The sequence below is a fragment of the Saccharopolyspora phatthalungensis genome (genome assembly GCF_014203395.1).
Lineage (GTDB): Bacteria > Actinomycetota > Actinomycetes > Mycobacteriales > Pseudonocardiaceae > Saccharopolyspora > Saccharopolyspora phatthalungensis.
Window position 1 is genome coordinate 30,502 of the sequence record NZ_JACHIW010000005.1, and the last position, 23,310, is coordinate 53,811.

The window sequence follows — 23,310 nt, forward strand, 5'->3', positions numbered from 1 at the left end:
GTGTCGATTGTGGTGCCGGAGGAGGTGAGGCGGCTTTTTCAGGTGTTGACGGGTGAGGATATGACGGATGCGGATGAGGATGGGTTGTTGCGGGTGGGGGAGGTGTTGGTGGCGGGTGCGGGTGCGGTGGAGGGTTTGAGGGATGGGCTACGGGAGGTGGTGGCGCGGGTGCGGGGTGAGTTTTCGGGTAAGGCGGCGGATCGGTTTGCGGAGAATGTGGGGGGTTTTGTGGGTGTGTTGGAGGTCTCGGGTGGGGTGTTGCGGGGGTTGGGGGTGTTTGTGCGGGATGTGGGGTGGCAGGTGAAGTATTTGAAGTTTGTGACGGTGGGTGGGTTGGTGTTGTTGTTGGGGGAGATTGCGTGGGCGGTGGCGATGGCGGGTGCGACGGGTGGGGCGTCGTTGGCGTGGTTGGCGGCGAGGGTGGCGGTGATGCGGTTTGTGTTGTCGCGGTGGTGGGGTCAGTTGTTTATGCGGTTGGCGGTGTGTGCGGGGGTGGGTGTGGGGTTGAACGTGTTGCCGGATGTGGTGGCGCAGGGTGTGTTGGTGTCGGAGGGGAAGGAGGGTTGGTCGTCGTCGTGGACGCGGGATGCGGCGGGTGTGGGGGCGATGTCGGCGGGGGTGGGGTTGCCGTTGTCGGCGTTGGGGAATGTGGTGGGCAAAACCGTGGCGCGGGTGTTGGTGGCGGGGTTGGGTGATCAGGTGGATAGGGGGTTGTTGGTGGCGGCGGCGCGGCGGGCGGTGGAGGAGCATGCGGAGTTGTATCCGGTGTCGGGGTTGGCGAGGTTTGCGGATGTGGTGGCGGAGGGGGTGGATGAGTTTGTGGGGATGTCGGTGCGGGGGTTGTGGGCGGCGCGGTTTGGTCGGGGGTTGGGGGAGTCGTTGGAGGAGGGTTTGACGGAGATGGTGGGTGAGTTGGCATATGGGGTGGCGACTGGTCAGGGTGTGCAGTTCAATCCGTTCTCGTTTACGGCGGGGGTGTCGGAGTCGGTGGCTTCGGGTGCGGGGAGGTTGGCGGGTTTGGTGTTGCGGGGTGAGTTGATTCCGCCGGGCACGCGTTACCGGGACGGGTCGACCAGTGGTAGTGAGAAGACTCCTTTATTGCCTTCGGATTCTGAGCTGGAAACCGTTGACAGTACGGGCTTTTCGGTTTCGGGTGGTGGCGATGGTGGTTTCCGTGCTGGTGTGGTTGGGATGGAGGACGGCAAGAGCGGGGTTGCCGGGGAAAAGGGTGGGGTACTGGATGGCGAGGGCGGGACTGCTGAAGGCAAGAGCGGGATAGCTGGAGAAGAGGGTGCGGTGCCGGGTGTCGAAGGCGGGGCGGCTGAAGGCAAGGATCGGGTACCGGGTGCTCGGGTGGTTTCGTCGTCGGCTGGTTCGGCGGGGGTGTCGCATTCGGGCGTTGTGTCAGCGGATGGTCGTTCTGGGGCCGGGCATGTCGAGGCAGCACGGCATACGAGTTCGGTCAGTGCCGGTCCGGGGGCCCCAGACGGTTCGGTTGGTGTTGGTGATGGGGCTGGAATCCCTGGGCGCAGCGGTGACTTGTCGGCGTCTGTTGCCCCCGCGACTGGTCCGGCTCCTTCCAACGAGAAACCGGACGGCCCAGGGAGTGTGGGCAGGGGCGCTTCCGGCATGGCGTCTGCCTCCGGCGCGGCTCCTACTGGTGATCTGACGCAGGGAAGCTTGGGCCCGGATTCCGGGAAGCCGTCGGATAGTCGGGACGTGACGGGTGCCCGACCGGTCCGGGGAGAGTCCACTGCGGCCGATGGGACTGCCGACGGTGGTGTCCGGTGGGCCGAGCACGGCAAGACCGGAATCACCGAAAATTCCACGGACTTCCCGCCGACACCGCACTCCGGGGCCGTCGGAACGGATGTGCAGGTAACGAGGGGCGAAGACCGGCCCGGTACACCCCCGCCGGCGTACTCGCCCGCGAACGCCGGACAGTCCCGGCCAGGCACACCGCCACCGGCATATTCGCCTGCGGCGGCGGACATTGAGCAGGTCGGGACCGGTGCTCCGCCGCCACCGGCGCACTCGACTGAGCGTGCGGTCGGGCAGGTCGGAGCGAAGACACCGCCGGTCTGGGCTTCTGACGCCGATCCCATCGGATATCGACCGTCTGATGTGGACAATACCGGTGCGATCACGGATGGTGGGCAACGAAATGAGCGTGCCGAAGCTACGCATGGCGCCTCCGCTGGTTCTGCTCACGCTTCTGGTCCATCGCCGGACCCCGCGCCGTCGGCTACCAGCCGGGCTCCGCACGGTCAAATGAATCCGGACGGCGTCCCGCTTGTGGGGCGGGAGCCGTCACGGGGTGAGACGAGCAGCCACGCTGTGGTTTCAGGTGCGGATGTGGCTACCGGTCCCGGCGATTCGCCCCGCCCGGGCGATCCCGTGGCGGGGGCGTTGGATTCGTTGAGGTTGCCTCCGGATTCGGTGCGAGTGCAGGTTCCTGCGGGGCTGGTGTCCGGGGGCGCGGTCGCTGAGTTCCTGCGAAGTCGGGTGCGGGGATCGGCTGGGGGGCCGGTGCTTATGGCGTCGGCAGACGTTCCGGGGTCTGGTGTGGTGGTGTCGCGGGGGCAGGCGTCGGAGGTGGCGCGGGAGTTGGGTCGTGATGTTGTCGCGTTGGTACCGGGGCGTGGTGGCCATCGGTGGATGCGGTTTGCCGCTAATGGTTCTCGTCCTCGGCCGGTGGGCGGGCTGGAGTGGACCGAGGTGCCGCAGCGGGCTGTGGAGGGCGGTGAGGGTCCAGGTGCGGGACTGTCTGCCGCTGTTCCGGGTTCGGCGGAAGCAATGCTGCGGGACCTGCCGGATGTGGAGGCTGGGCCGGTGGCGGACGTGGCTGTGCCTGGGTCGCGTGTGCGGGGGGAGGTTGTGGCGGGGTGGTCGGTGGGGGATTTGCGGCGGGAGATCGAGCGGGCGCGGTTGGTGGCTGGGCCGCGTGAGTCGGCGTTGGTGCTGGTGCAGCATACCCATGATGTCACGAAATTGGCTGGCCACGAGCTGGTTTCGGTTGCCGAGGTTGTTGAGTTGGTGGCGGCGAGGCGGTTGGAGCAGGGCGTTGTTGAAGCACGGCGGTTTTCGCGGGAGTTGGCGGCTTGGCTTGGTACGGAGGGTGGCTCGCTGGGCGTGCGCGCTGGGGCGGGGTCGGATTCACCGGTGGCTGATGGTGATTCGCTGCCGGGTGCTGATGGCGTGCCGGATGGCTTAATGGCGTTTGATCCGTTGGAGTCGGGGAGTGCCTTGCTGGAGTGGCCCGAGATAGGGGGTGATGTGGGGTCGTGGTCGGTTGATCCGTTGGACGTTGGGCAGTTGTTGGGTTCTGCCTGGGATGAGGTTCCGGGCGGCGGTGTACCGGCGGAGGGTGGATCCGCTTCGGACGCGGATGTGGTTGCGGCTGACGGGTTTGGGGACGATTTGGATGGGTTGTCTTCGGTTGGTGATGTGGGTGTGTCGGTTTCGGTGGGTGAAAGTAGTGGGCGCAAGCGGGGGCGGGTCGAAGACGCGGGTGACGAGGATGCTGAGTCCGAGCGGCGTGGGCGGGCTGCGCTCTCGGCGAAGATGCCAGGGCGCAAGCAGTTGGCGAATTCGGCGGAGGTCTGGGCGGAGATGCGTCGCGCTGATGAGGCGGGTCAGCCCCACACGGGTCAGTCATTGGGAGAAGTGTTCGGCGGGAGCGCGAGATGGGGCCAAAAGCAGCTCGCGGAGTACCAGAAGAAGGAGGGGGGTGTGAGTCGGGCGGATGTGCGGCAGCGGGAGCGGGACGCGGTGTGGGCGGAGGTGCGTCGTGCTCGTGAGGCGGGTGAGCCCCACACCGGGGAGACGTTGGGCAAGGCGTTCGGAAAGAGCAAGTCGTGGGGCCGGGATCGGCTTGCGGAGTTCAAGAGAAGGGAAGGGGGTAGGTCGGCGGTTACGGAAGGTGGCCAGCCGACGGTGGAGTTGGAGGATGTGTGGGCGGAGGTGCGTCGTGCTGCTGAGGAGGGGCAGCCCCACAACGGTACGACGTTGGCGAAAGTGTTCGGAAAGAGTGGGTCGTGGGGTAGGGATCGGCTTGCGGAGTTCAGGAGGCGGGAAGGGGGTAAATCGACGGTGGAGTTGGAGGATGTGTGGGCGGAGGTGCGTCGTGCTGCTGAGGAGGGTGAGCCCCACAACGGGACGACGTTGGCGGAGGCGTTCGGAATGGGTAGGTCGTGGGGCAGGGAGCGGCTTGCGGAGTTCAAGCGGCGGGAAGGTCGTACAGCGGATGAGGAGCTGGACGCGGTGTGGGCGGAGGTACGCCGAGCTGAAGTCGCGGGTGAGCCCCACACAGGTGCGACGTTGGGGAGCAAGTTCGGAAAGAGCGAGAGTTGGGGCGTGAAGCGGCTTGCGGAGTTCAGGGTGCGGGAAGGAGCCGAGAGCTGGGCGGATTCGGCGAAGCGGAAGCGGGAGGCGGGTTCGGCGCAGGTGTGGGCGGAGCTGCGTCGTGCTCGTGATGCGGGTGAGCCACACACAGCTAAGTCGCTGGCGGAGGCGTTCGGGAAGAGCTCGTCGTGGGGTAGCAGGTGGATTGCGAAGATGAAGAGGACGGAGCGGGACGCGGGGCAGGCTGATTCGCAGGCGGCTGTTGATGAGCCGATGGATGGCTTCTTGGCGTTTGATCCGTTGGAGTCCGGGACCGCCTTGTTGGAGTGGACTGAGCCGGCGGGTGAGGCGGAACCTTGGTCGGCTGATCCGCTGAGCGTCGGGCGGTTCTTCGACCTTGAGTGGGATGAATTTCAGGGTGGTGAAACGGATCGGGTGTCGGCGGGCGTGTCGGGAGCGGACGCGGGTGTGGTTGCGGCGGTGTGGTCTGCGGAGGCTTCGGGAGAGGTGCCTTCGCGTCGGGATGCGGGCGGGTCGGGTTCGGTGGGTGAAAGTAGTGGGCGCAAGCGGGGGCGGGTTGAAGACGGGGGTGATGAGGATGCTGAGTCCGAGCGTCATGGGCGGGCTGCGAAGGTGGCGAAGCGGAAGCGGACCGTGGATTTTGCGGATGTGTGGGCGGAGCTGCGTCGTGCTGGCGAAGTGGGCGAGCGTCATACCGGTGCGACGTTGGGCGACAAGTTTGGAAAGAGCAAGTCGTGGGGCAAGGAGCGGCTAGCGGAGTTCAGAAGGAGAGATGGTGAGGCGGGTCGGGCGGTCGTGGCGGGAAGGCGGCCGGGGGAGGTGTGGGCGGAGCTGCGTCGGGCTGATGAGGCGGGTCGGCCGCACACAGGTCGGTCGTTGGCGGAGGCGTTCGGCAAGAGCAAGTCGTGGGGCAAAAAGCGGCTTTCGGAGTTCCGGCAGCACGAGGGGGATGTGAGCCAGGCGGACGTCGCGAAGCCGAAGCATGATGCGGATTTGGCGGATGTGCGGGCGGAGCTGCGTCGCGCTGGTGAAAAGGGTGAACCGCACACCGGTGCGACCTTAGCGGAGGTGTGGGCGGAGCTGCAGCGTGCCGATGAGGCGGGCAAGCCCCACAGCGGTACGACCTTGGCGACGGTGTTCGGAAGGGGCAAATCGTGGGGCGTCGCGAGGCTTGCGGAGTTCCGGCAGCGGGAGGGGGGTGTGGGCCGGGCGGAGTTGATGAAGCGGGAGCGGGAGACGGAACTGGAAGGGGTGTGGGCGGAGGTGCGTCGGGCCGATGAGGAGGGTCGGCCGCACACGGGTAACTCGTTGGCGGAGGCGTTCGGGAAGAGCGGCCGGTGGGGCAATAAGCGGCTTGCGGAGTTCCGGGAGCGGGAGGGCGGAGAGAGTCGGGCCGAGGCGGCCAAGCGGAAGCACGATGCGGTACTGGAGGAGGTGGGTCGGGCCGATGAGGAGGGTCAGCCGCACACAGGTCGGTCGTTGGCCGAGGTGTTCGGGAAGAGCGTGCGGTGGGGCAATACACGGCTTTCGGAGTTCCGGGAGCGGGAGGGCGGAGAGAGTCGGGCCGAGGCGGCCAAGCGGAAGCACGATGCGGCGCTGGAGGAGGTCTGGGCGGAGGTGCGTCGTGCTGATGACGCGGGTGAACCCCACACCGGTGCGACATTGGCGGAGGCATTCGAAAAGCGTACGCGGTGGGGTTATGCGCGGCTAAGGGAGTTTAGGGAGAGCGAGGGGGATCCGAGTGCGGAGTTGGCGCAGCGACTGCGGGAGATGGGGTTGGAGGCAGTGTGGGCGGAGGTGCGTCGTGCTGACGCCGCGGATGTACCGCACACGGGTAAGTCGTTGGGGGAGGCGTTCGGAAGGGGCTCGTCGTGGGGAAGGGAGCGGCTCGCGGAGTTCAGGAGGCAGGAGGGCGCTACGACAGACGAGCAGTTGGTTGGTGGGCAACGGGATGTGGAGTTGGCGGAGGTGTGGGCGGAGGTGCGTCGTGCTCGTGACGCGGGTGGGCCCTACACCGGTCCGTCGCTGGGGAAGGCATTCGGAAAAGGTGCGTCGTGGGGTTATGCGCGGCTTGCGGAGTTCAGGAGGCGGGAGGGCGGCGATTCAGCCGCAGTGGGCTTGGGGGCAGAGCAGGCTATGTCGTCGGCGGGCGTGTCGCCGGGTTCGCGTGATGTTGCGGTGGGAATTGTGCGGGGGACGCATGATGTGGTGCGGCTGGCGGGTGAGGGCGCGTTGGATGGGGTGGTCGAGCGGGTTGTGGAGCGGGTTCGCGAGTCCGGTCCTGGTGAGGGGGTGCGCTTTTCGCGGGAGTTGGCGGCCTCGATGGGTACGCAAGGATCGGGGCTGGCCGTCCGCGCTGGTGGGGGTGCGGGTTCTCCGGTGGGTGTGGAGGATTCCTCTGCGGGGATTGCTGATTCGCAGGTGGCTGCCGATGAGCCGGTGAGCGGGTTGGTGGCGTTTGATCCGGGCGGCTCTGAGCCGGAGCGTGCTCTGCAGGAGTGGGCTGCGTCGGCGGTTGGTACGGCGTCGTGGTTGGTTGATCCGTCGATGCAGCCGTCGGGTTCTGGGCACGGTGAGTTTCCGGTTGGTCAAGGGGGCCAGGTACGCATTGCGGATTCGCTAGCAGCTGTTGATGAATCGGCCACTGTTGATGAATCGATGAGTGGCTTGATGATGTTTGATCCGTTGGAGTCTTGGCCGGGGCATGCTTTGCTGGCGTGGGCGGAGTCGATGGGCGATGCGGAACCGTGGTCGGCCGACCCATTGAGCGTCGGACAGTCGTTAAGTTTTGAGTGGGGTGACATTCAGGGCGGTCAAACGGGTGGCGTGCCGGCGGAGGGTTTGTCGGTAACGGGTGGGGATGTGGTTGAGGATGGGTGGTTTGCGGGTGATTCGGGTGGGTTTTCTTCTGTCGCGGATGTGGGTGGGTCGTCTGCGGTGGGGGAAAGCCGCGGGCGCAAGCGGGGGCGAGAGGCGGAGTTGGCGGAGGTGCGGGCGGAGATTCGTCGTGCTCGTGACGCGGGTGAGCCCCACACCAGTGGGTCGTTGGGGAAGGCGTTCGGGAAGAGTGAGTCGTGGGGTTATGCGCGGCTTGGGGAGTTCCGAGCGAGGGAGGGCGGGGCTAGTCGGGCGCAGTTGTCAGAGTGGGAGCGGGAGGCGGTGTGGGCGGAGCTGCGTCGTGCGCGTGATGCGGGTGAGCCCTACACCGGTGTGTCGTTGGGGCAGGTGTTCGGGAAGAGCGCGTCGTGGGGTGCGAAGCGGCTTGCCGAGTTGAGGAAAAGGGAGGGGGATACGACCCAGAGGCAGTCGTCTTCCGGGGGGCGGAATGCGGAATTGGAGAAGGCATGGGCGGAGATTCGTCGTGCTCGTGACGCGGGTGAGTCCCACACCGGTATGTCGTTGGGGAAGGTGTTCGGGAAGAGTGAGTCGTGGGGTTGTGCGCGTCTTGCGGAGTTCAGGGCGAGCAAGGGGGAAATGAGCTGGGCGCAGCTTTCGGTGCGGGAACGGGAAGCGGTGTGGGCCGAGCTGCGTCGTGCTCGTGACGCGGGTGAGCTCCACACCGGAGAGACGTTGGCGGCCGAGTTCGGCAAGAGCGGGTCGTGGGGTTCTATGCGGCTTGCGGAGTTCAGGGCGAGGGAAGGGGGCCTGAGTCGGGCGGATGTGGTGCAGCAGGAGCGGGAGGCGGAGTTGGAGGCGGTGTGGGCGGAGATCCGTTGTGCACGCGACGCGGGGGTGCCCCACAGCGGTAGGTCGTTGGGAGAGACGTTCGGCAAGAGCGCGACGTGGGGCAAGCAGCGGCTCGGCGAGTTCCGGGAAATGGAGGGTCGCGGTTCGGCTTCGGAGTCGTTGGGGGCTGGGGAGGCCGTGTCGTCGGCGGAGGCCGTGCCGGCGGCGGAGACGGATGTGGTTGGGGTTGAGCGGTTGAGGTTGCTTTCGGAGCTGGTGGGGTTGCTGGGTTCGTTGCGGGGGTTGTTGACGGATTCGCCAGAGGGGTATCGGCCTGGGTTGCGTGCGCGGGTTGAGGATTGGTCGGCGCGGTTGGGAAGGGGTGAGTTGGATGGCGCGGATGTGACGGGTTTGCGTAGGCGGCTGGCGCAGGCCGCGGAATTGCTGGAGCGGGTGAGAACCGATCGGTTGGGCGGGAATGTGGGTGGGAGGGCCGTCGAGGGTGAGTCGGCTGCGGGGGTAGATGCGGTTACGCGCTCGGCCGGCACTCAGGGGGCAGGGTCGTCCCTTCATCCGGAAGCAGCTTCGGGTTCACCGCCCGGTGCCGAGATATTCCCGGCGTCTGTTGCTGATTCGCAGGTTGTTGCCGAGTCGACGGGCTGGCTGGCGGAGGTGTGGGCGGAGGTGCGTCGTGCTCGTGAGGTGGGTGAGCCCCACACCGGTGCGTCGTTGGGAAACGCGTTCGGGAAGAGCGCGTCGTGGGGCGTTAAGCGGCTTGCGGAGTTCCGGGATCGGGAGGGGATGTCCGGGACCAAAGTGGTGAAGCGGCGGCGGGGGGTGGATTTGGAGCAGGTGTGGGCGGAGGTCCGCCGTGCAGATGAGGCGGGTATGCCGCACACCGGTGTGTCGTTGGGAAAGGCGTTCGAAAAGAGCTCAAGGTGGGGTTCTCAGCGGCTTGCGGAGTTCAGGGAGCGGGCGGGGGGCGCGACTCAGTCGGATTTGGCGAGGCGGAAGCGGGAGGTGGTGTGGGCGGAGGTGCGTCGCGCTCGTGACGCGGGTGAGCCGCACACCGGACAGTCGCTGGGGGCGTTGTTCGGAAAGGGCAGGTCGTGGGGTGTGGAGCGGCTTGCGGAGTTCAAGAGGAGCGAGGGCGCTGGTTCAGGCGCGGCGGCGTTGGGGAGTGGGGAGGGTATGTCGACGGAGGAGGTGTCGGCGGGCGTGAGTCAGGGCGAGGCTGGGGGAGCGTCGTTGGGTTTGCGTGATGTTGCGGTGGGGATTGTGCGGGGGACGCATGATGTGGTGCGGCTGGCGCGTGCGGACGCGTTGGATGGGGTGGTGGAGCGGGTTGCGGAGCGGGTTCGTGAGTCCGGTCGTGCTGAGGGGGTGCGGTTTTCGCGGGAGTTGGCGGCCTCGATGGGTACGCAAGGATCGGGGCTGGCCGTCCGCGCTGGTGGGGGCGGGGATTCTCCGGTGGGTGTGGAGGATTCCTCTGCGGGGATTGCTGACTCGCAGGTGGCTGCCGATGAGCCGGTGAGCGGGTTGGCGGAGTTTGATCCGGGGGAGTCTGAGCCGGAGCGTGCTTTGCTGGAGTGGGCTGCGTCGGCGGTTGGTACGGCGTCGTGGTTGGTTGATCCGTCGATGGCGCCGTCGGGTTCTGGGCGCGGTGAGTTTCCGGCTGGTCAAGGGGACGACGTGTTGGGAGCGGATCTGCCGATGGCGGGTGGGGATGAGGTTGCGGCTGAGGGGTTTGCTGGTGATCCGGGCGGCCTGTCGTTTGTTGGCGATTTGGTTTCTTGGTCTGGTGACCTGTTGACCGCCGGGGAGTCGTCGGGATTGGGGTGGGACGAGGTCGCGGGCGGTGACATGGCTGGTGCGTCGGCGGATGGTTTGCCGGGTGCGGATCAGGCGGCGGGCGAGTGGCCTGTGGATGATTCGGGTCGGTTGGCTTTGGTTGGCGATGTGGATGGTTCTGGGGTGGGCGAGCGTAGCGGGAGCAAGCGCCGTCGTGTCGACGACTTGGGTGATGAGGTTGCCGGGCTTGAGCGGCCGCCTAGTTGTCGTGTGCGCTGGACGCGGATGCGGGAGGCGGAGTTGGAGAAGGTGTGGGTGGAGTTGCGTCGTGCTCGTGACGCGGGCGAGGTCCACAATGGCCGATCGTTGGGGAAGGCGTTTGGGAAGAGTGAGAGTTGGGGCCTTCGGCGGCTTAGGGAATTCAGGCAGCAGCAAAGGGCAGCGCGTCGGGCGGGGGTGGCCGGACCGAGCTCATTGCCGGGTGCTGAGGGTTCCCAGGCGGGTGTGGTGGATTCGCGGGCGACCGTTGATGAGTCGCAGGGTGGCTTGGTGGCGTTTGATCCGTGGAATTCGGAGCCGATTCGCGCTTTGCTGGACTGGGCTGAGCCCGTGGGTGAGACGGAATCGTGGTCGGCCGATCCGTTGAGTTTCCAGCAGTCGTTGGGTTTTGGGTGGGAGGAGGTTCAGGGCGTTCATACCGATGATGGGCCGGTGGGAGTTGTGTCGGTAGCGGGTGCGGATCCGGCTGCGGAAGATGCTGGGTCTGAGAGTCCGCCTGCTCGTCATGTCCGTAGGGCGGATGTGTGGGCGGAGCTGCGTCGTGCTGACGAGGCGGGTGAGCCCCACACCGGTCGGTCATTGGCGAATGCGTTTGGAAAGAAAGCGAGGTGGGGTTGTTCGCGGCTTTCGGAGTTCCGGGAGCAGGCGGGGGGTGTGGGTCGGGCGGTTTGGGCGGAGTTGCGTCGTGCTGACGAGGCGGGTGAGCCCCACACCGATGAGGCTTTGGCAGCCAAGTTCGGTAAGAGAGCGACGTGGGGCCATGAGCGGCTCGCGGAGTTCCGGGAGCGGGAGTCGGTGTGGGCGGAGTTGCGTCGTGCTGATGGATCGGGTGAGACCCACACGGGTAAGTCTTTGGCCTCCAAGTTCGGTAAGAGCGTGTCTTGGGGTCACCAGCGGCTTGCGGAGTTCCGGGAGCAGGCGGGGGGTGTGGGTCGGGCGGAGTTGATGAAGCGTGAGCGGGAGGCGGCGTGGGCGGAGTTGCGTCGTGCTCGTGACGCCGGTGAGCCTCACACGGGTGTGACGTTGGGGAAGAAGTTCGGGAAGAGCGCGGTGTGGGGTGCGGAGCGGCTTGCGGAGCTCCGGGAGCAGGAGGGGAGTGTGGGTCCGCTGGAGTTGGCGAAGCGTGATCGGGAGGCGGCGTGGGCGGAGCTGCGTCGTGCTCGTGACGCCGGTGAGCACTACAGCGGTGGGATATTGGGGAAAAAGTTCGGGAAGAGCAGGGCGTGGGGTAAGCAGCTGATTGCGCAGTTCAAGGCGAGTGAGGGAGGTGTTTCGGCTGCGGAGGTTGTGGGGTCTGGGAGTGGTGTGTCGGCCGAAGGTGCGTCGGCCGCTGGTGTGGGTGCGGGTGAGCATTCTGGGGTGGTTTCTGAATTGTCCGGGGCAGGTTCGGCTGTGGTTGAGCCGGGTGCCGGTGTTCAGGGGGAGACGGCGGAGTTGGGGGTGTCGTCGGGCTCGTCTGTTGTTGCGGTGGAGATTGTGCGGGGGACGCATGATGTGGTGCGGCTGGCGCGTGAGGACGCGTTGGCCGGGGTGGTGGACCAGGTTGCGGAGAAGGTTCGTGAGTCCGGTCGTGCTGAGGCGGTGCGGTTCTCTCGGGAGTTGGCTGCCACGCTGGGGACGCAAGGGGCGGGGGTGTCCATTCGCGCCGGAGCGGGGTCGGATTCGCCGGAAGATGCCGAGAAACCTCAGGTTCGCCTTGCGGATTCGCAGGCCGCTATAGATGAATCGTGGTGGGCCGATCCATCGAGCGTCGGGCAGTCGTCGGGCTTTGGGTGGGATGCCATTCAGGGCGGTCACATGGGTGGCGTGTCGGCGGAGGGTATGTCGGTAGCGGGCGGGGATGCGGTCGGGGCTGAATGGTTTGCGGGTGAGTCGGGTGGGTTGTCTTCTTTCGCGGATGCGGGTGGGGCGTCCGCAGTGGAGGAGAGTCACGGGCTCAAGCGGGGGCGGGTTGACGACTCGGCTGACGAAGATGCTGAGTCCGAGAAGTCATCTGCTCCGCGTGTCCCGCGGACGAATATGACGAGGGAAGGGCGGGAGGCGGAGTTGGCGGAGGCGGAGGCGGAGCTGCGTCGTGCTCGTGATGCGGGTGAGCCCCACACCGGGGAGACGTTGGCGGCCAAGTTCGGAAAGGGCAAGTCGTGGGGTAAGCAGCGGATCGGCGGGTTCTGGGAAATGGAAGGTGGCGGTTCAGCCTCGGAGCGGTTGGGGTCTGCGGAGCCTGGGTCGTCCGCGGAGGCTGGGCCGTCGGGGAGGGCGGATGCGGTTGAGGTTGAGCGGTTGGGCCTGGTTTCGGAGTTGGTGGGGTTGGTGGGTTCGTTGTGGGAGCTTTTGGTTATTGCCCCGGAGGGGTATCGGCCCGGATTACGTGCGCGGGTCGAGGATTGGTCGGCGCGGTTGGGACGGGGTGAGTTGGCTGGCGCGGATGTGGCGGGCTTGCGTAGGCGGTTGGGGCAGGCCACGCAATTGCTGGAGCGGGTGAGGACTGATCGGTTGGGGTGGAATGTGGGTGGCGGTGCCGTCGAGGGTGCGGCTGTGCGGGTTGCGGCTGTGCGGGTTGCGACTGTGCCGGTTGCGGATGGCTCGGTTGAGTTGTCTTCGGTTTCGGGTGTGGGTGGTTCTGGAGTGGGGAGCGGGCGCACACAGGGGCGTGTCGAGGACTCGGGTGAAGAGGGTGCGGACGCTGGTCGTCGTGCGTCCCGGACGAATGTGATGAAGCGGCGGCGAGGGCGGGATTTGGAGGCGGTGTGGGCGGAGGTTCGTCGTGCTCGTGAGGCGGGTGAGCCCCACACCGGTGCGACGTTGGGAGCCAAGTTCGGCAAGAGCACGTCGTGGGGTTATGGGCAGCTGGCGGATTTCCGGCTGCAATCGGGCGACGTGAGTCTGGTGGCTACGGCGAGGCGGGAGCGGGACGACGAGTCGGAGAAGGTAATGGCGGAGTTGCGTCGTGCTCGTGACGCGGGCCAGGCCTACAACGGGGTGACGTTGGGGAGGGCGTTCGGCAGGAGCGCGACGTGGGGCAAGGAGCGGCTTGCGGAGTTCAGGAGGAGGGAGCGCGGTACGACCGGGGCGCCGGATGCGGAGTCGGAGCAGGTGTGGGCGGAGTTGCGTCGTGCTCGTGACGCAGGTGAGCCCCACACCAGCAGGTCGCTGGGGGCGTTGTTCAACAAGGGCAGGTCGTGGGGTGCGGAGCGGCTTGCGGAGTTCAGGAGGAGCCAGGGCGATGCTTCGGCCGCGGAGGCGTTGGGGAGCGGCGAGGGTATGTCGACGGAGGAGGTTGAGGCTGAGCCCTTGGTTTCCGAGTTGTCCGGTGCAGATACCGCCGTGGTTGAGTCGAGTGCTCCGGGGCAGACGGCGGAGGCGGGGGCGCCGAGGAGTTCGCGTGATGTTGCGGTGGGGATCGTACAGGGGACGCATGATGTGGTGCGGCTGGCGCGTGCGGGTTCTTTGGATGAGGTGGTGCGGCGGGTTGCGGAGAAGGTTCGTGAGTCGGGTCGTGAAGAGGCGTTGCGGTTTTCGCGCGAGTTGGCTGCGACATTGGGTTCGCAGGGGACGGGGCTTTCCGTTCGTGCTGGGGCGGGGCCGGATTCACCGGCCGGTGCCGAGAATCCTCTTGCAGGTGTTGCTGATTCGCATTCACCTGATGAGTCGTTGGGTGACTTGGCGGCGTTTGCTCCGTTGGTGTCTGATCCGGAGGGTTTCTTGCCGGAGTGGGCTGAGTCGACGGTTGATCTGGGGTCGTGGTGGGTTGATCCGCCGAGTACTGAGCAGTCGTGGGGTTTTGGGTGGGATGGGGTTTCGGGTGGTCGACCGGAGGATGTGCTGGGTGTGGATCTTACGGGTGCGGATGTGGTTGCGGATGAGGGGTTTGAGGGTGATCAGGGCGGTTTGTCTTCGGTGGGGGAGGCGGGTGGACCGGGTGAGGGCGGACGTAGTGGGCGCAAGCGGCGGCGTGTTGATGAATCGGGTGATGAGGGTGCGGAGTCCGCGGCGCTTTCTGGCGGTTCTGTGCTTCCTACGGGTGCGAAAAAGCGGATGTGGGGGGCGGGTTTGGAGGCGGTGTGGGCGGAGGTGCGTCGTGCTCGTGATGCGGGTAAACCCCACAGCGGTGCGACCTTGGCAGCCAACTTCGGCAAGAGCGTGTCATGGGGTTGTGCGCGGCTTGGGGAGTTCAGGGAGTGGGAAGGGGGCGCTACTCGGGCGGATGAGGCGCAGCGGGAGCGGGAGGAGGTGTGGGCGGAGGTGCGTCGTGCTCGTGATGCGGGTGAGCCCCACACCGGTGTGACGTTGGCGGCCAAGTTCGGAAAGAGCAAGACGTGGGGTAAGGAACGGCTTGCGGAGTTCAGAAGGGGAGAGGGCGGTACGGCGGAGTTCGAGGAGGTGTGGGCGGAGGTGCGTCGTGCTGAGGAGGCGGGTGAACCCCACACCGGTGCGTCGTTGGCCGCCAAGTTCGGGAAGAGCGCGAGGTGGGGTGGGGCGCGTCTTGGGGAGTTCAGGGGGCGGGAGGGGGGTGTGAGTCGGGCGGATGCGGAGAAGCGGGAGCGGGAGGCGGTGTGGGCGGAGGTGCGTCGTGCTCGTGATGCGGGTGGACCCCACACCGGTGCGTCGTTGGGGGCCAAGTTCGAAAAGAGCGCGAGCTGGGGTTGTAAGCGGCTTGCGGATTTCAGGCTGCAAGAGGGCGACTTGAGGGCGGTGGATGCGGCGAGGCGGAAGCGGGACGACGAGTCGGAGAATGTGATGGCGGAGTTGCGTCGTGCTCGTGACGCAGGTGAGTCCTACGACGGGGTGACGTTGGGGAAGGCGTTCGGAAGGAGCGTGACGTGGGGTAAGGAGTGGCTTGCGGAGTTCAGGAGGAGGGAGCGGGGTGCGACCCGGGCGCAGTTGCGTGCCGAGGAGCGGGAGGCGGAGTTGGAGCAGGTGTGGGTGGAGGTGCGTCGTGCTGAGGGGGCGGGTGAGCCGCACACGGGTCGATCGTTGGGCGTCAAGTTCGGGAAGAGCGCGTCGTGGGGTAAGCAGCGGCTAGCGCAGTTCCGGAGGGGGGAGGGGGTTGGTTCCGGGCTGGAGGCGTTGGAGCCTGGGGGTGGTGTGCCGGTAGAAGGTGAGCCGACCGAGGATGCGGGTCTGGCTGAGCAGGGTGTTCAGGCGGAGCCTGCGGCGGTGTTGTCGGGTTGGCGTGATGTTGCGGTGGGGATTGTGCGGGGGACGCATGATGTGGTGCGGCTGGCGCGTGTGGGTTCTTTGGATGAGGTGGTGCAGCGGGTTGCGGAGCGGGTCCGCGAGTCGGGTCGTGCCGAGGCGGTGCGGTTTTCTCGGGAGTTGGCGGTGACGTTGGGTTCGGAGGGTGCGGGGTTGGCTATTCGTGCTGGGGAAGGGCCGGAGTCACCGGCCGGTGCCGAGGATCCTCTTGCAGGTGTTGCTGATTCGCAGGTGCCTGATGAGTCGGCGGGTAGCGTGGCGGAGTTTGATTTGTTGGAGCCCAATCCGGAGCGGGCATTGCGGGAGTGGGCTGAGTCGACGGTGGGTATGGGTTCGTGGATGGTTGATCCGCCGAGTGTTGGGCAGTCGTTGGGTTTTGGGTGGGATGAGATTTCGGGTGGTCGTATGGATGATGTGCTGGATGCGGAGCTTACGGGTGCGGATGTGGTTGCGGCTCAAGGGTTTGAAGGTGATCCGGGTGTGTTGTCTTCGGTGGGGGAGGCGGGTGGATCGGCTGAGGGTGGAAGTAGTGGGCGCAAGCGGCGTCGTGGTGATGGTTCGGGTGATGACGATGCGGAGTCTGTGGCGCTTTCTGGCGATCGTGTGACCCAGGCGGGTGTGAAAAGGCGGATGCGGGGGGTGGATTTGGAGGCGGTCTGGGTGGAGTTGCGTCGTGCTGAGGAGGCCGGTGAGGCCCACACCGGTGCGTCGTTGGGCAAGGTGTTCGGGAAGAACTCGTCGTGGGGTATCGAGCGTCTTCGGGAGTTCAGGGAGCGGGAGGGGGGTATGAGTCGGGCGGAGTTGGCGCTGCGGGAGCGGGAGGAGGCGTGGGTGGAGGTGCGTCGTGCTCGTGACGCTGGTGAGGCCCACACCGGTGCGTCGTTGGGCAAGGTGTTCGGGAAGAACTCGTCGTGGGGTATCGAGCGTCTTCGGGAGTTCAGGGAGCGGGAGGGGGGTATGAGTCGGGCGGAGTTGGCGCTGCGGGAGCGGGAGGAGGCGTGGGTGGAGGTGCGTCGTGCTCGTGACGCTGGTGAGGCCCACACCGGTGCGTCGTTGGGCAAGGTGTTCGGGAAGAACTCGTCGTGGGGTAAGGAGCGTCTTCGGGAGTTCAGGGAGCGGGAGGGGAGTCCGGGGCGGGCGGAGTTGCCGGGGCGGGAGGAGGTGTGGGCGGAGTTGCGTCGTGCTGATGAGGCGGGTAAGCCCCACAGTGGCGTGACATTGGCAAGGCAGTTCGGCAAACGTACGGCGTGGGCTTATCCGCTGCTAGCGGAGTTCAGGGAGACCGAGGGGGGTGTGAATTCGTCGGAGTTCGCGCAGCGGAAGCGGGATGCGGCGCTGGAAGAGGTGTGGGCGGAGGTGCGTCGTGCTGAGGAGGCGGGCGAGCCCCACACCGGTCCGTCATTGGCGGCCAAGTTCGCAAAGGGCTCGTCGTGGGGCGGGAGGCGGCTTGCCGAGTTCAGAAGGAAGGCGAGGCGTATGCCCCCGGCGCAGTCGGCTGCCGCAGTGCGGGAGGCGGAGTTGGAGAAGGTATGGGTGGAGGTGCGTCGTGCCCGTGATGCGGGTGAACCGCACACGGGCAGGTCGTTGGGGGCGGCGTTCGGGAAGAGTGCTCCGTGGGGTGTGCAGCGGCTTGCGCAGTTCCGGGAGATTGAGGGGAGTGCGAGTGGGTTGGAGTTGGCGCAGCCGGAGCGGGAGGTGGTGTGGGCGGAGTTGCGTCGTGCTGATGAGACTGGTGAGCCTCACACCGGTCTGACGTTGGGGAAGAAGTTCGGGAAGAGTAAGCAGTGGGGCTATGCGCGGCTTGCGGAGTTCAGGAGGCGGGAGGGCAGCACCAGCCAGGCGCAGTTGCTTGCTGCGGCACAGGAGGCGGAGTTGGAGAAGGTATGGGTGGAGGTGCGTCGTGCTCGTGATGTGGGTGAGCCCCACACGGGTCTGACGTTGGGGAAGAAGTTCGGGAAGACCGCGCGGTGGGGTAGGCAGCGGCTTGCGGAGTTTAGGGGCATGGAGGGTGGTGGTTCTGCGCTGGAGGCGTTGGAGTCCGCGGGTGATGTGCCGGCGGCAGGTGAGTCGGCCGAGGGGGCGAGTGTGGCTGGGTCGAGTGTTCGGGGGGAGGCTGCGGAGGTGTCGTCGGGTTCGCGTGATGTTGCGGTGGGGATTGTGCGGGGGACGCATGATGTGGTGCGGCTGGCGCGTGTGGGTTCTTTGGATGATGTGGTGTGGCGGGTTGCGGAGCGGGTTGGTGAGTCGGGTCGTGCTGAGGCGGTGCGGTTTTCTCGGGAGTTGGCGGCCACGTTGGGTTCGCAAGGGTCAGGGTTCGCTATTCGTGCTGGAGCGGGGCCTGATTCGCCGGGCGGTTTCGAGGATGCCCGTGCGGGTATTGCTGATTCGCGTGATGCTGACGAGTTGATGGGTGACTTGGTGGCGTCTGGTCCGGTGGACTCTGGTCCGGGACGCGCCTTACCGGAGTGGACGGATCCGACGGGCGATGTGGGGTCGTTGACGATTGATCCGTCGTACTTTGGGCTGTCTTTGGGTTTTGCCTGGGATGGCGTTTCGGATGGCCGACCGGTCGATGTGTCGGGTGCGGATCTGTTGCTTGCGGGTGCGGATGACCTGAGGTCGTCGCGGGTTGATCCGTTGCGTGTTGGGGAGTCGTTGGGTGTTGGGTGGGGTGGTGTTTCGGGTGGTCCGATGGATGACGTGCTGCTTGCTGATCCATCGATCGAGAGTGCGGATGTCGTTGCGGTTGAAGGGTTTGCGGACGTTTTGGGTGGTCTGGCGTTCGGTGGGGGCCTGGATTCGTGGTCTGTTGATCCGGTGGGATTTGGGCAGTCGTTGGGTTCTGTGTGGGAGGGGGTTTCGGGTGGTCGTGTGGATGATGTGGTGGGTGTGGAGCTTTCGGGAGCGGATGTCGTTGGGCATGAGGGCTTTGAGGGTGATCAGGGTGGGTTGTCTTCGGTGGGTGAGGTGGCCGGATCGGCCGCGGGGGGTGGAAGTAGTGGGCGCAAGCGGGCGCGTGTTGATGACGCGGACGATGAGGGTGCGGAGTTTGAGGGGGCTGCGGGCGGTCGTGCGCCCGGGGCGGGTGCGGGAAAGCGGGTGCGGGGGGTGGATTTGGAGGCGGTGTGGGCGGAGTTGCGTCGTGCTGATGAGGCCGGTGAGCCGCACTCCGGTGCGTCGTTGGGGGAGAAGTTCGGGAAGAGCCGGAGGTGGGGTAATACGCAGCTTGCCGAGTTCAGGGCGCGGGAGGGGGGTGCGAGTCGGGCGAAGGTGCTCCGGGAGCGGGAAAGGGAGGCGGTGTGGGCGGAGTTGCGTCGTGCTGATGAGGCTGGTGAGCCTCACTCCGGTGAGTCGTTGGGGGAGAAGTTCTGGGAGAGCAGTGCGTGGGGTACTGCGCGTCTTGGGGAGTTCCGGGAGCGGGAGGTGGTGTGGGTGGAGTTGCGTCGTGCTGATGAGGCCGGTGAGCCTCACACGGCTGCGTCGTTGGGGGAGAAGTTCGGGAAGAGCAAGTCGTGGGGCGGGAGGCGGCTTGCGGAGTTCAGGGAGGAGGGGGGTACGGCCCAGGCGCAGGTCGTGAGTGGGGTGCGGGCGGCGGAGTTGGAGAAGGTGTGGGTGGAGTTGCGTCGTGCTGAGGAGGCGGGTGAGCCTCACACGGCTGCGTCGTTGGGGGAGAAGTTCGGGAAGAGCAAGTCGTGGGGCGGGAGGCGGCTTGCGGAGTTCAGGGAGGAGGGGGACACGGCCCAGGCGCAGGTGGTGGGTGGGGTGCGGGCGGCGGAGTTGGAGAAGGTGTGGGTGGAGTTGCGTCGTGCTGAGGAGGCGGGTGAGCCTCACACGGCTGCGTCGTTGGGGGAGAAGTTCGGGAAGAGTGCGTCGTGGGGTTATCTGCGGCTTGTGGAGTTCAGGAGGATGGAGGGGGGTACGGCCCAGGCGCAGGTGGTGGGTGGGGTGCGGGCGGCGGAGTTGGAGAAGGTGTGGGTGGAGTTGCGTCGTGCTGAGGAGGCGGGTGAGCCTCACACGGCTGCGTCGTTGGGGGAGAAGTTCGGGAAGAGTGCGTCGTGGGGTTATCTGCGGCTTTTGGAGTTCAGGAGGGTGGAGGGGGTTGGTTCTGCTCGGGAGGTGTTGGGGTCTGGGGTTGGTGTGCTGGCGGAAGGCGGGTCGGCCGTGGATGCGAGTGTGGATGTGGTTGTGGCTGGTCGGTCTGGGGTGGCTTCCGAGCTGTTCTCGGTGGATGTGGGTGTGGGCGATTCCAGTGCGCGGGAAGAGGTTGTGGAGTCGGGGGTGCCGAGGAGTGCGCGTGATGTTGCGGTGGGGATTGTGTGGGGGACGAATGATGTGGTGCGGCTGGCGCGTGTGGGTTCTTTGGATGATGTAGTGCGGCGGGTTGCGGAGCGGGTTCGTGAGTCTGGTCGTGCTGAGGCGGTGCGGTTTTCCCGGGAGTTGGCGGCCACTTCGGGTACGGATCTGTCGGTTGCGGGTGCGGATGACCTGGGGTCGTGGCGGGTTGATCCGTTGAGTGTTGGGGAGTCGTTCGGCGTTGGGTGGGATGAGGCATCGGGTGGTCGGATGGACGACGTGCTGCTTGCTGATCCATCGATCGCGAGTGCGGATGTCTTTGGGTTTGGGGATGCTTCGGGTGGTCTGTCGTTCGGTGGGGACCTGGATTCGTGGTCTGTTGATCCGGTGGGCTTTGGGCAGTCGTTGGGGTCTGTGTGGGAGGGGGCTTCGGGTGGTCGTGTGGATGATGTGCTGGGTGCGGATCTTCCGGGAGCGGATGTCGTTGCGGTTGAAGGGTTTGCGGACGTTTTGGGCGGGTTGTCTTCGGTGGGGGTGGTGGGTGGATCGGCTGAGGGTGGGGCTAGTGGGCGCAAGCGGCGGCGTGTTGGTGACTCGGGTGATGAGGGCGCGAGGTCTGAGAGGACGTCTGGTTCTCGTGCGTCCGGGCCGGGTGTGGGGAAGCGGCTGCGGGGCGCGGGGTTGGAGGAGGTGTGGGCGGAGGTGCGTCGTGCCGAGGAGGCCGGTGCGCCCCACAAAGCTTCGACTTTGGCGAAGAAGTTCGGAAAACGCAAAACATGGGGATACGCACGGCTTGCGGAGGTCAGGGAGCAGGAGGGGGGTGTGTGGCGGCCGGGTGTGGTGCAGCGGGAGGTGGTGTGGGCGGAGTTGCGCCGTGCTGAGGAGGCCGGTGAGCCCCACACAGGTTCGACCTTGGCGAAGAAGTTCGGAAAAAGCAGCTCATGGGGTTATCTGCGTCTTGGGGAGTTCAGGGAGCAGGAGGGTGGGGTGACGCGGGACCAGGGTGAGGAGGTGTGGGCGGAGGTGCGTCGTGCGCGTGATGCGGGTGAGCCTCACACAGGTGTGTCGTTGGCGAGGAAGTTCGGAAAGGGCACGTCGTGGGGCGCCCAGCGGCTTGCGGAGTTCGGGAGAAGGGAGGGGGCTACGACACAGGCGCAGTCGGAGAAGATATGGGCGGAACTGCGTCGTGCCCGTGACGCCGGTGAACCTCACACAGGAAAGTCATTGGGGAAGGCGTTCGGAAAGGGCACGTCGTGGGGCAAGGAGCGGCTTGCGGAGTTCAGGAGGAGGGAGGGCGGTTCTGGTTCGGAGGTGGTGGGGGCCAAGGGTGGTGTGCCGGCGGAAGGCGAGTCGGCCGCGGGTGCGGGTGTGGATGTGGCTTCGGCTGGGCGATCTGCGGAGGCTTCCGAGTCGCCCTCGGTGGATGTGGGTGTGGCTGGGTCGAGTGCTCAGGGGCAGGTTGTGGGGCAGTCGTTGGGCTGGCGTGATGTCGCGGTGGAGATTGTGCGGCGGACACACGATGTGGTGCGGCTGGCGCGTGCGGGTTCCTTGGACGAGGTGGTGGAGCGGGTTGCGGAGCGAGCTCGTGAGTTGGGTCGTGAAGAGGGGTTGCGGTTTTCGCGGGAGTTGGCGGCCGCGAAGGGTACCGAAGGGAACGGGGTTGCTGTTCGCGCAGGGGCGGGGTCGGCTTCTCCGCAGGATGTCGAGGATTGCTTTGCGGGGATTGCTGATTCGCAGGATGCTGACGAGTCGTTGGGTGGCTTGGCGGAGTTTGCTCCGTTGGAGTCTGATCCGGAACGGGTTTTGCTGGAGTGGGCTCAGTCGACGGTTGGTATGGGATCGTGGTTGGTTAATCCGCCGAGTGCTGGGCAGTCGTTGGGTTTTGGGTGGGATGAGTTTTCGGGTGCTCGTGCGGAGGATGTGCTGGGTGCGGAGCTTCCGGGAGCGGATGTCGTTGCGGCTGAGGGGTTTGCGGGCGCTTCCGGTGGGTTGTCGTTGGTGGGGGAGGCGGGTGGACCGGCCGAGGGTGGAAGTGGTGGGCGCAAGCGGCGGCGTGTTGATGGTTCGGGTGTTAACGATGCGGAGTCTGAGAGGCCGTCTGGTCCTGGTGTGCACCGGGCGGGTGTGAAAAGGCGGATACAAGAGGCGGATTTGGAGGCGGTGTGGGTGGAGTTGCGTCGTGCTCGTGATGCGGGTGAGCCCCACACGGGTTGGTCGTTGGGTGTCAAGTTCGAGAAGAGCGTGCTGTGGGGTAAGGAGCGGCTTGCGGAATTCAAGAGGAGGGAGGGCGGTACGTCAAAGGCGCCGTTGCGTGCCGAGGCGCGGGACGCGGAGTTGGAGAAGGTATGGGTGGAGTTGCGTCGTGCTGAGGAGGCCGGTGAGCCTCACACCGGTGCGACGTTGGGGACGAAGTTTGGGAAGAGCGCGCCTTGGGGGCGGCAACGGCTTAGGGAGTTCAGGAGGAGGGAGGGTGGTACGACGCAGGCGCAGTTGGTTGCCGGGGCACGGGACGCGGAGTCGGAGAAGACGTGGGCGGAGGTGCGTCGTGCTGAGAAGGCGGGTGAGCCCCACACGACTCGGTCGCTGGGCGTCAAATTCGGGAAGAGCGCGGCGTGGGGTTGGCAGCGGCTTGCGGAGTTCAAGAGGAGGGAGGTGGTTGGCTCTGTTCCAGACCTGGTGGGGTCTGGGGCTGGTGTGCCAGCGGAAGGTGGGTCGGCCGTGGATGTGGGTGTGGCTGGTCGGTCTGGCGAGGCTTCCGAGCTGTTCTCGGTGAATGCGGGTGTGGGCGATTCCAGTGCGCGGGAGGAGGTTGTGGGGTCGGGGGTGTCACCGGGCTCGTTTGTTGTTGCGGTGGAGATTGTGCGAGGGACTCATGATGTGGTGCGGCTGGCGCGTGCGGGTTCTTTGAATGAGGTGGTGGATCAGGTTGCAGAAAAGGTTCGTGAGTTCGGTCGTGAAGAGGCGTTGCGGTTTTCTCGGGAGTTGGCGGCCACGCTGGGTTTTGCAAGCGTTGCTGATTCGCAGGTGGCTGACGAGTCGGTAGGGGGCTTGGCGGGGTTCGATCCGTTGGCGTCTGATCCGGAGCGGGCTTTGCTGGAGTGGGCTGAGTCGACGGTTGGTATGGGGTCGTGGTTGGTTGATCCGCCGAGTGCTGAGCAGTCGTTGGGTTTTGACTGGGATGAGATTTCGGGTGGTCGTATGGATGATGTGCTGGGTGCGGATCTTCCGGGAGCGGATGTGGTTGCGGCTGAGGGGTTTGCGGGTGGTTCGGGTGGGTTGTCGTTGGCGGGGGAGGTGGGTGGATCGGCTGAGGGTGGACGTAGTGGGCGCAAGCGGCGGCGTGATGGTTTGGGTGATGGGGGCGCGGAGTCCGCGGCGCTTTCTGGCGACCGTGTGCCCCAGGCGGGGGTGAAAAAGCGGATGTTGGGTGTGGATTTGGAGGCGGTGTGGGCGGAGGCTCGTCGTGCTCGTGATGCGGGTGAGCCTTACACCGGCGCGACGTTGGGGGCCAAGTTCGGCAAGAGCGCGTCGTGGGGTGTGAAGCGGCTTGGGGAGTCCAGGGAACGGGAGGGGGCGACCCGGGCGGATGTGGTGAAGCGGGAGGCGGTGTGGGCGGAGGTGCGCCGTGCTGAGGAGGCAGGTGAGCCCCACAGCGGCGTGACCTTGGCAAGGCATTTCGGCAAAAGTTTGGCTTGGGGTTATGGGCTGCTAGCGGAGTTC

The 23,310-nt window shown here is 66.3% G+C and carries 1 pseudogene; it reads left to right on the forward strand.

Annotation, left to right across the window (positions count from 1 at the left end):
• Positions 1-23,310 (forward strand): annotated as a pseudogene (locus tag BJ970_RS36855) (hypothetical protein); the annotation flags it as partial.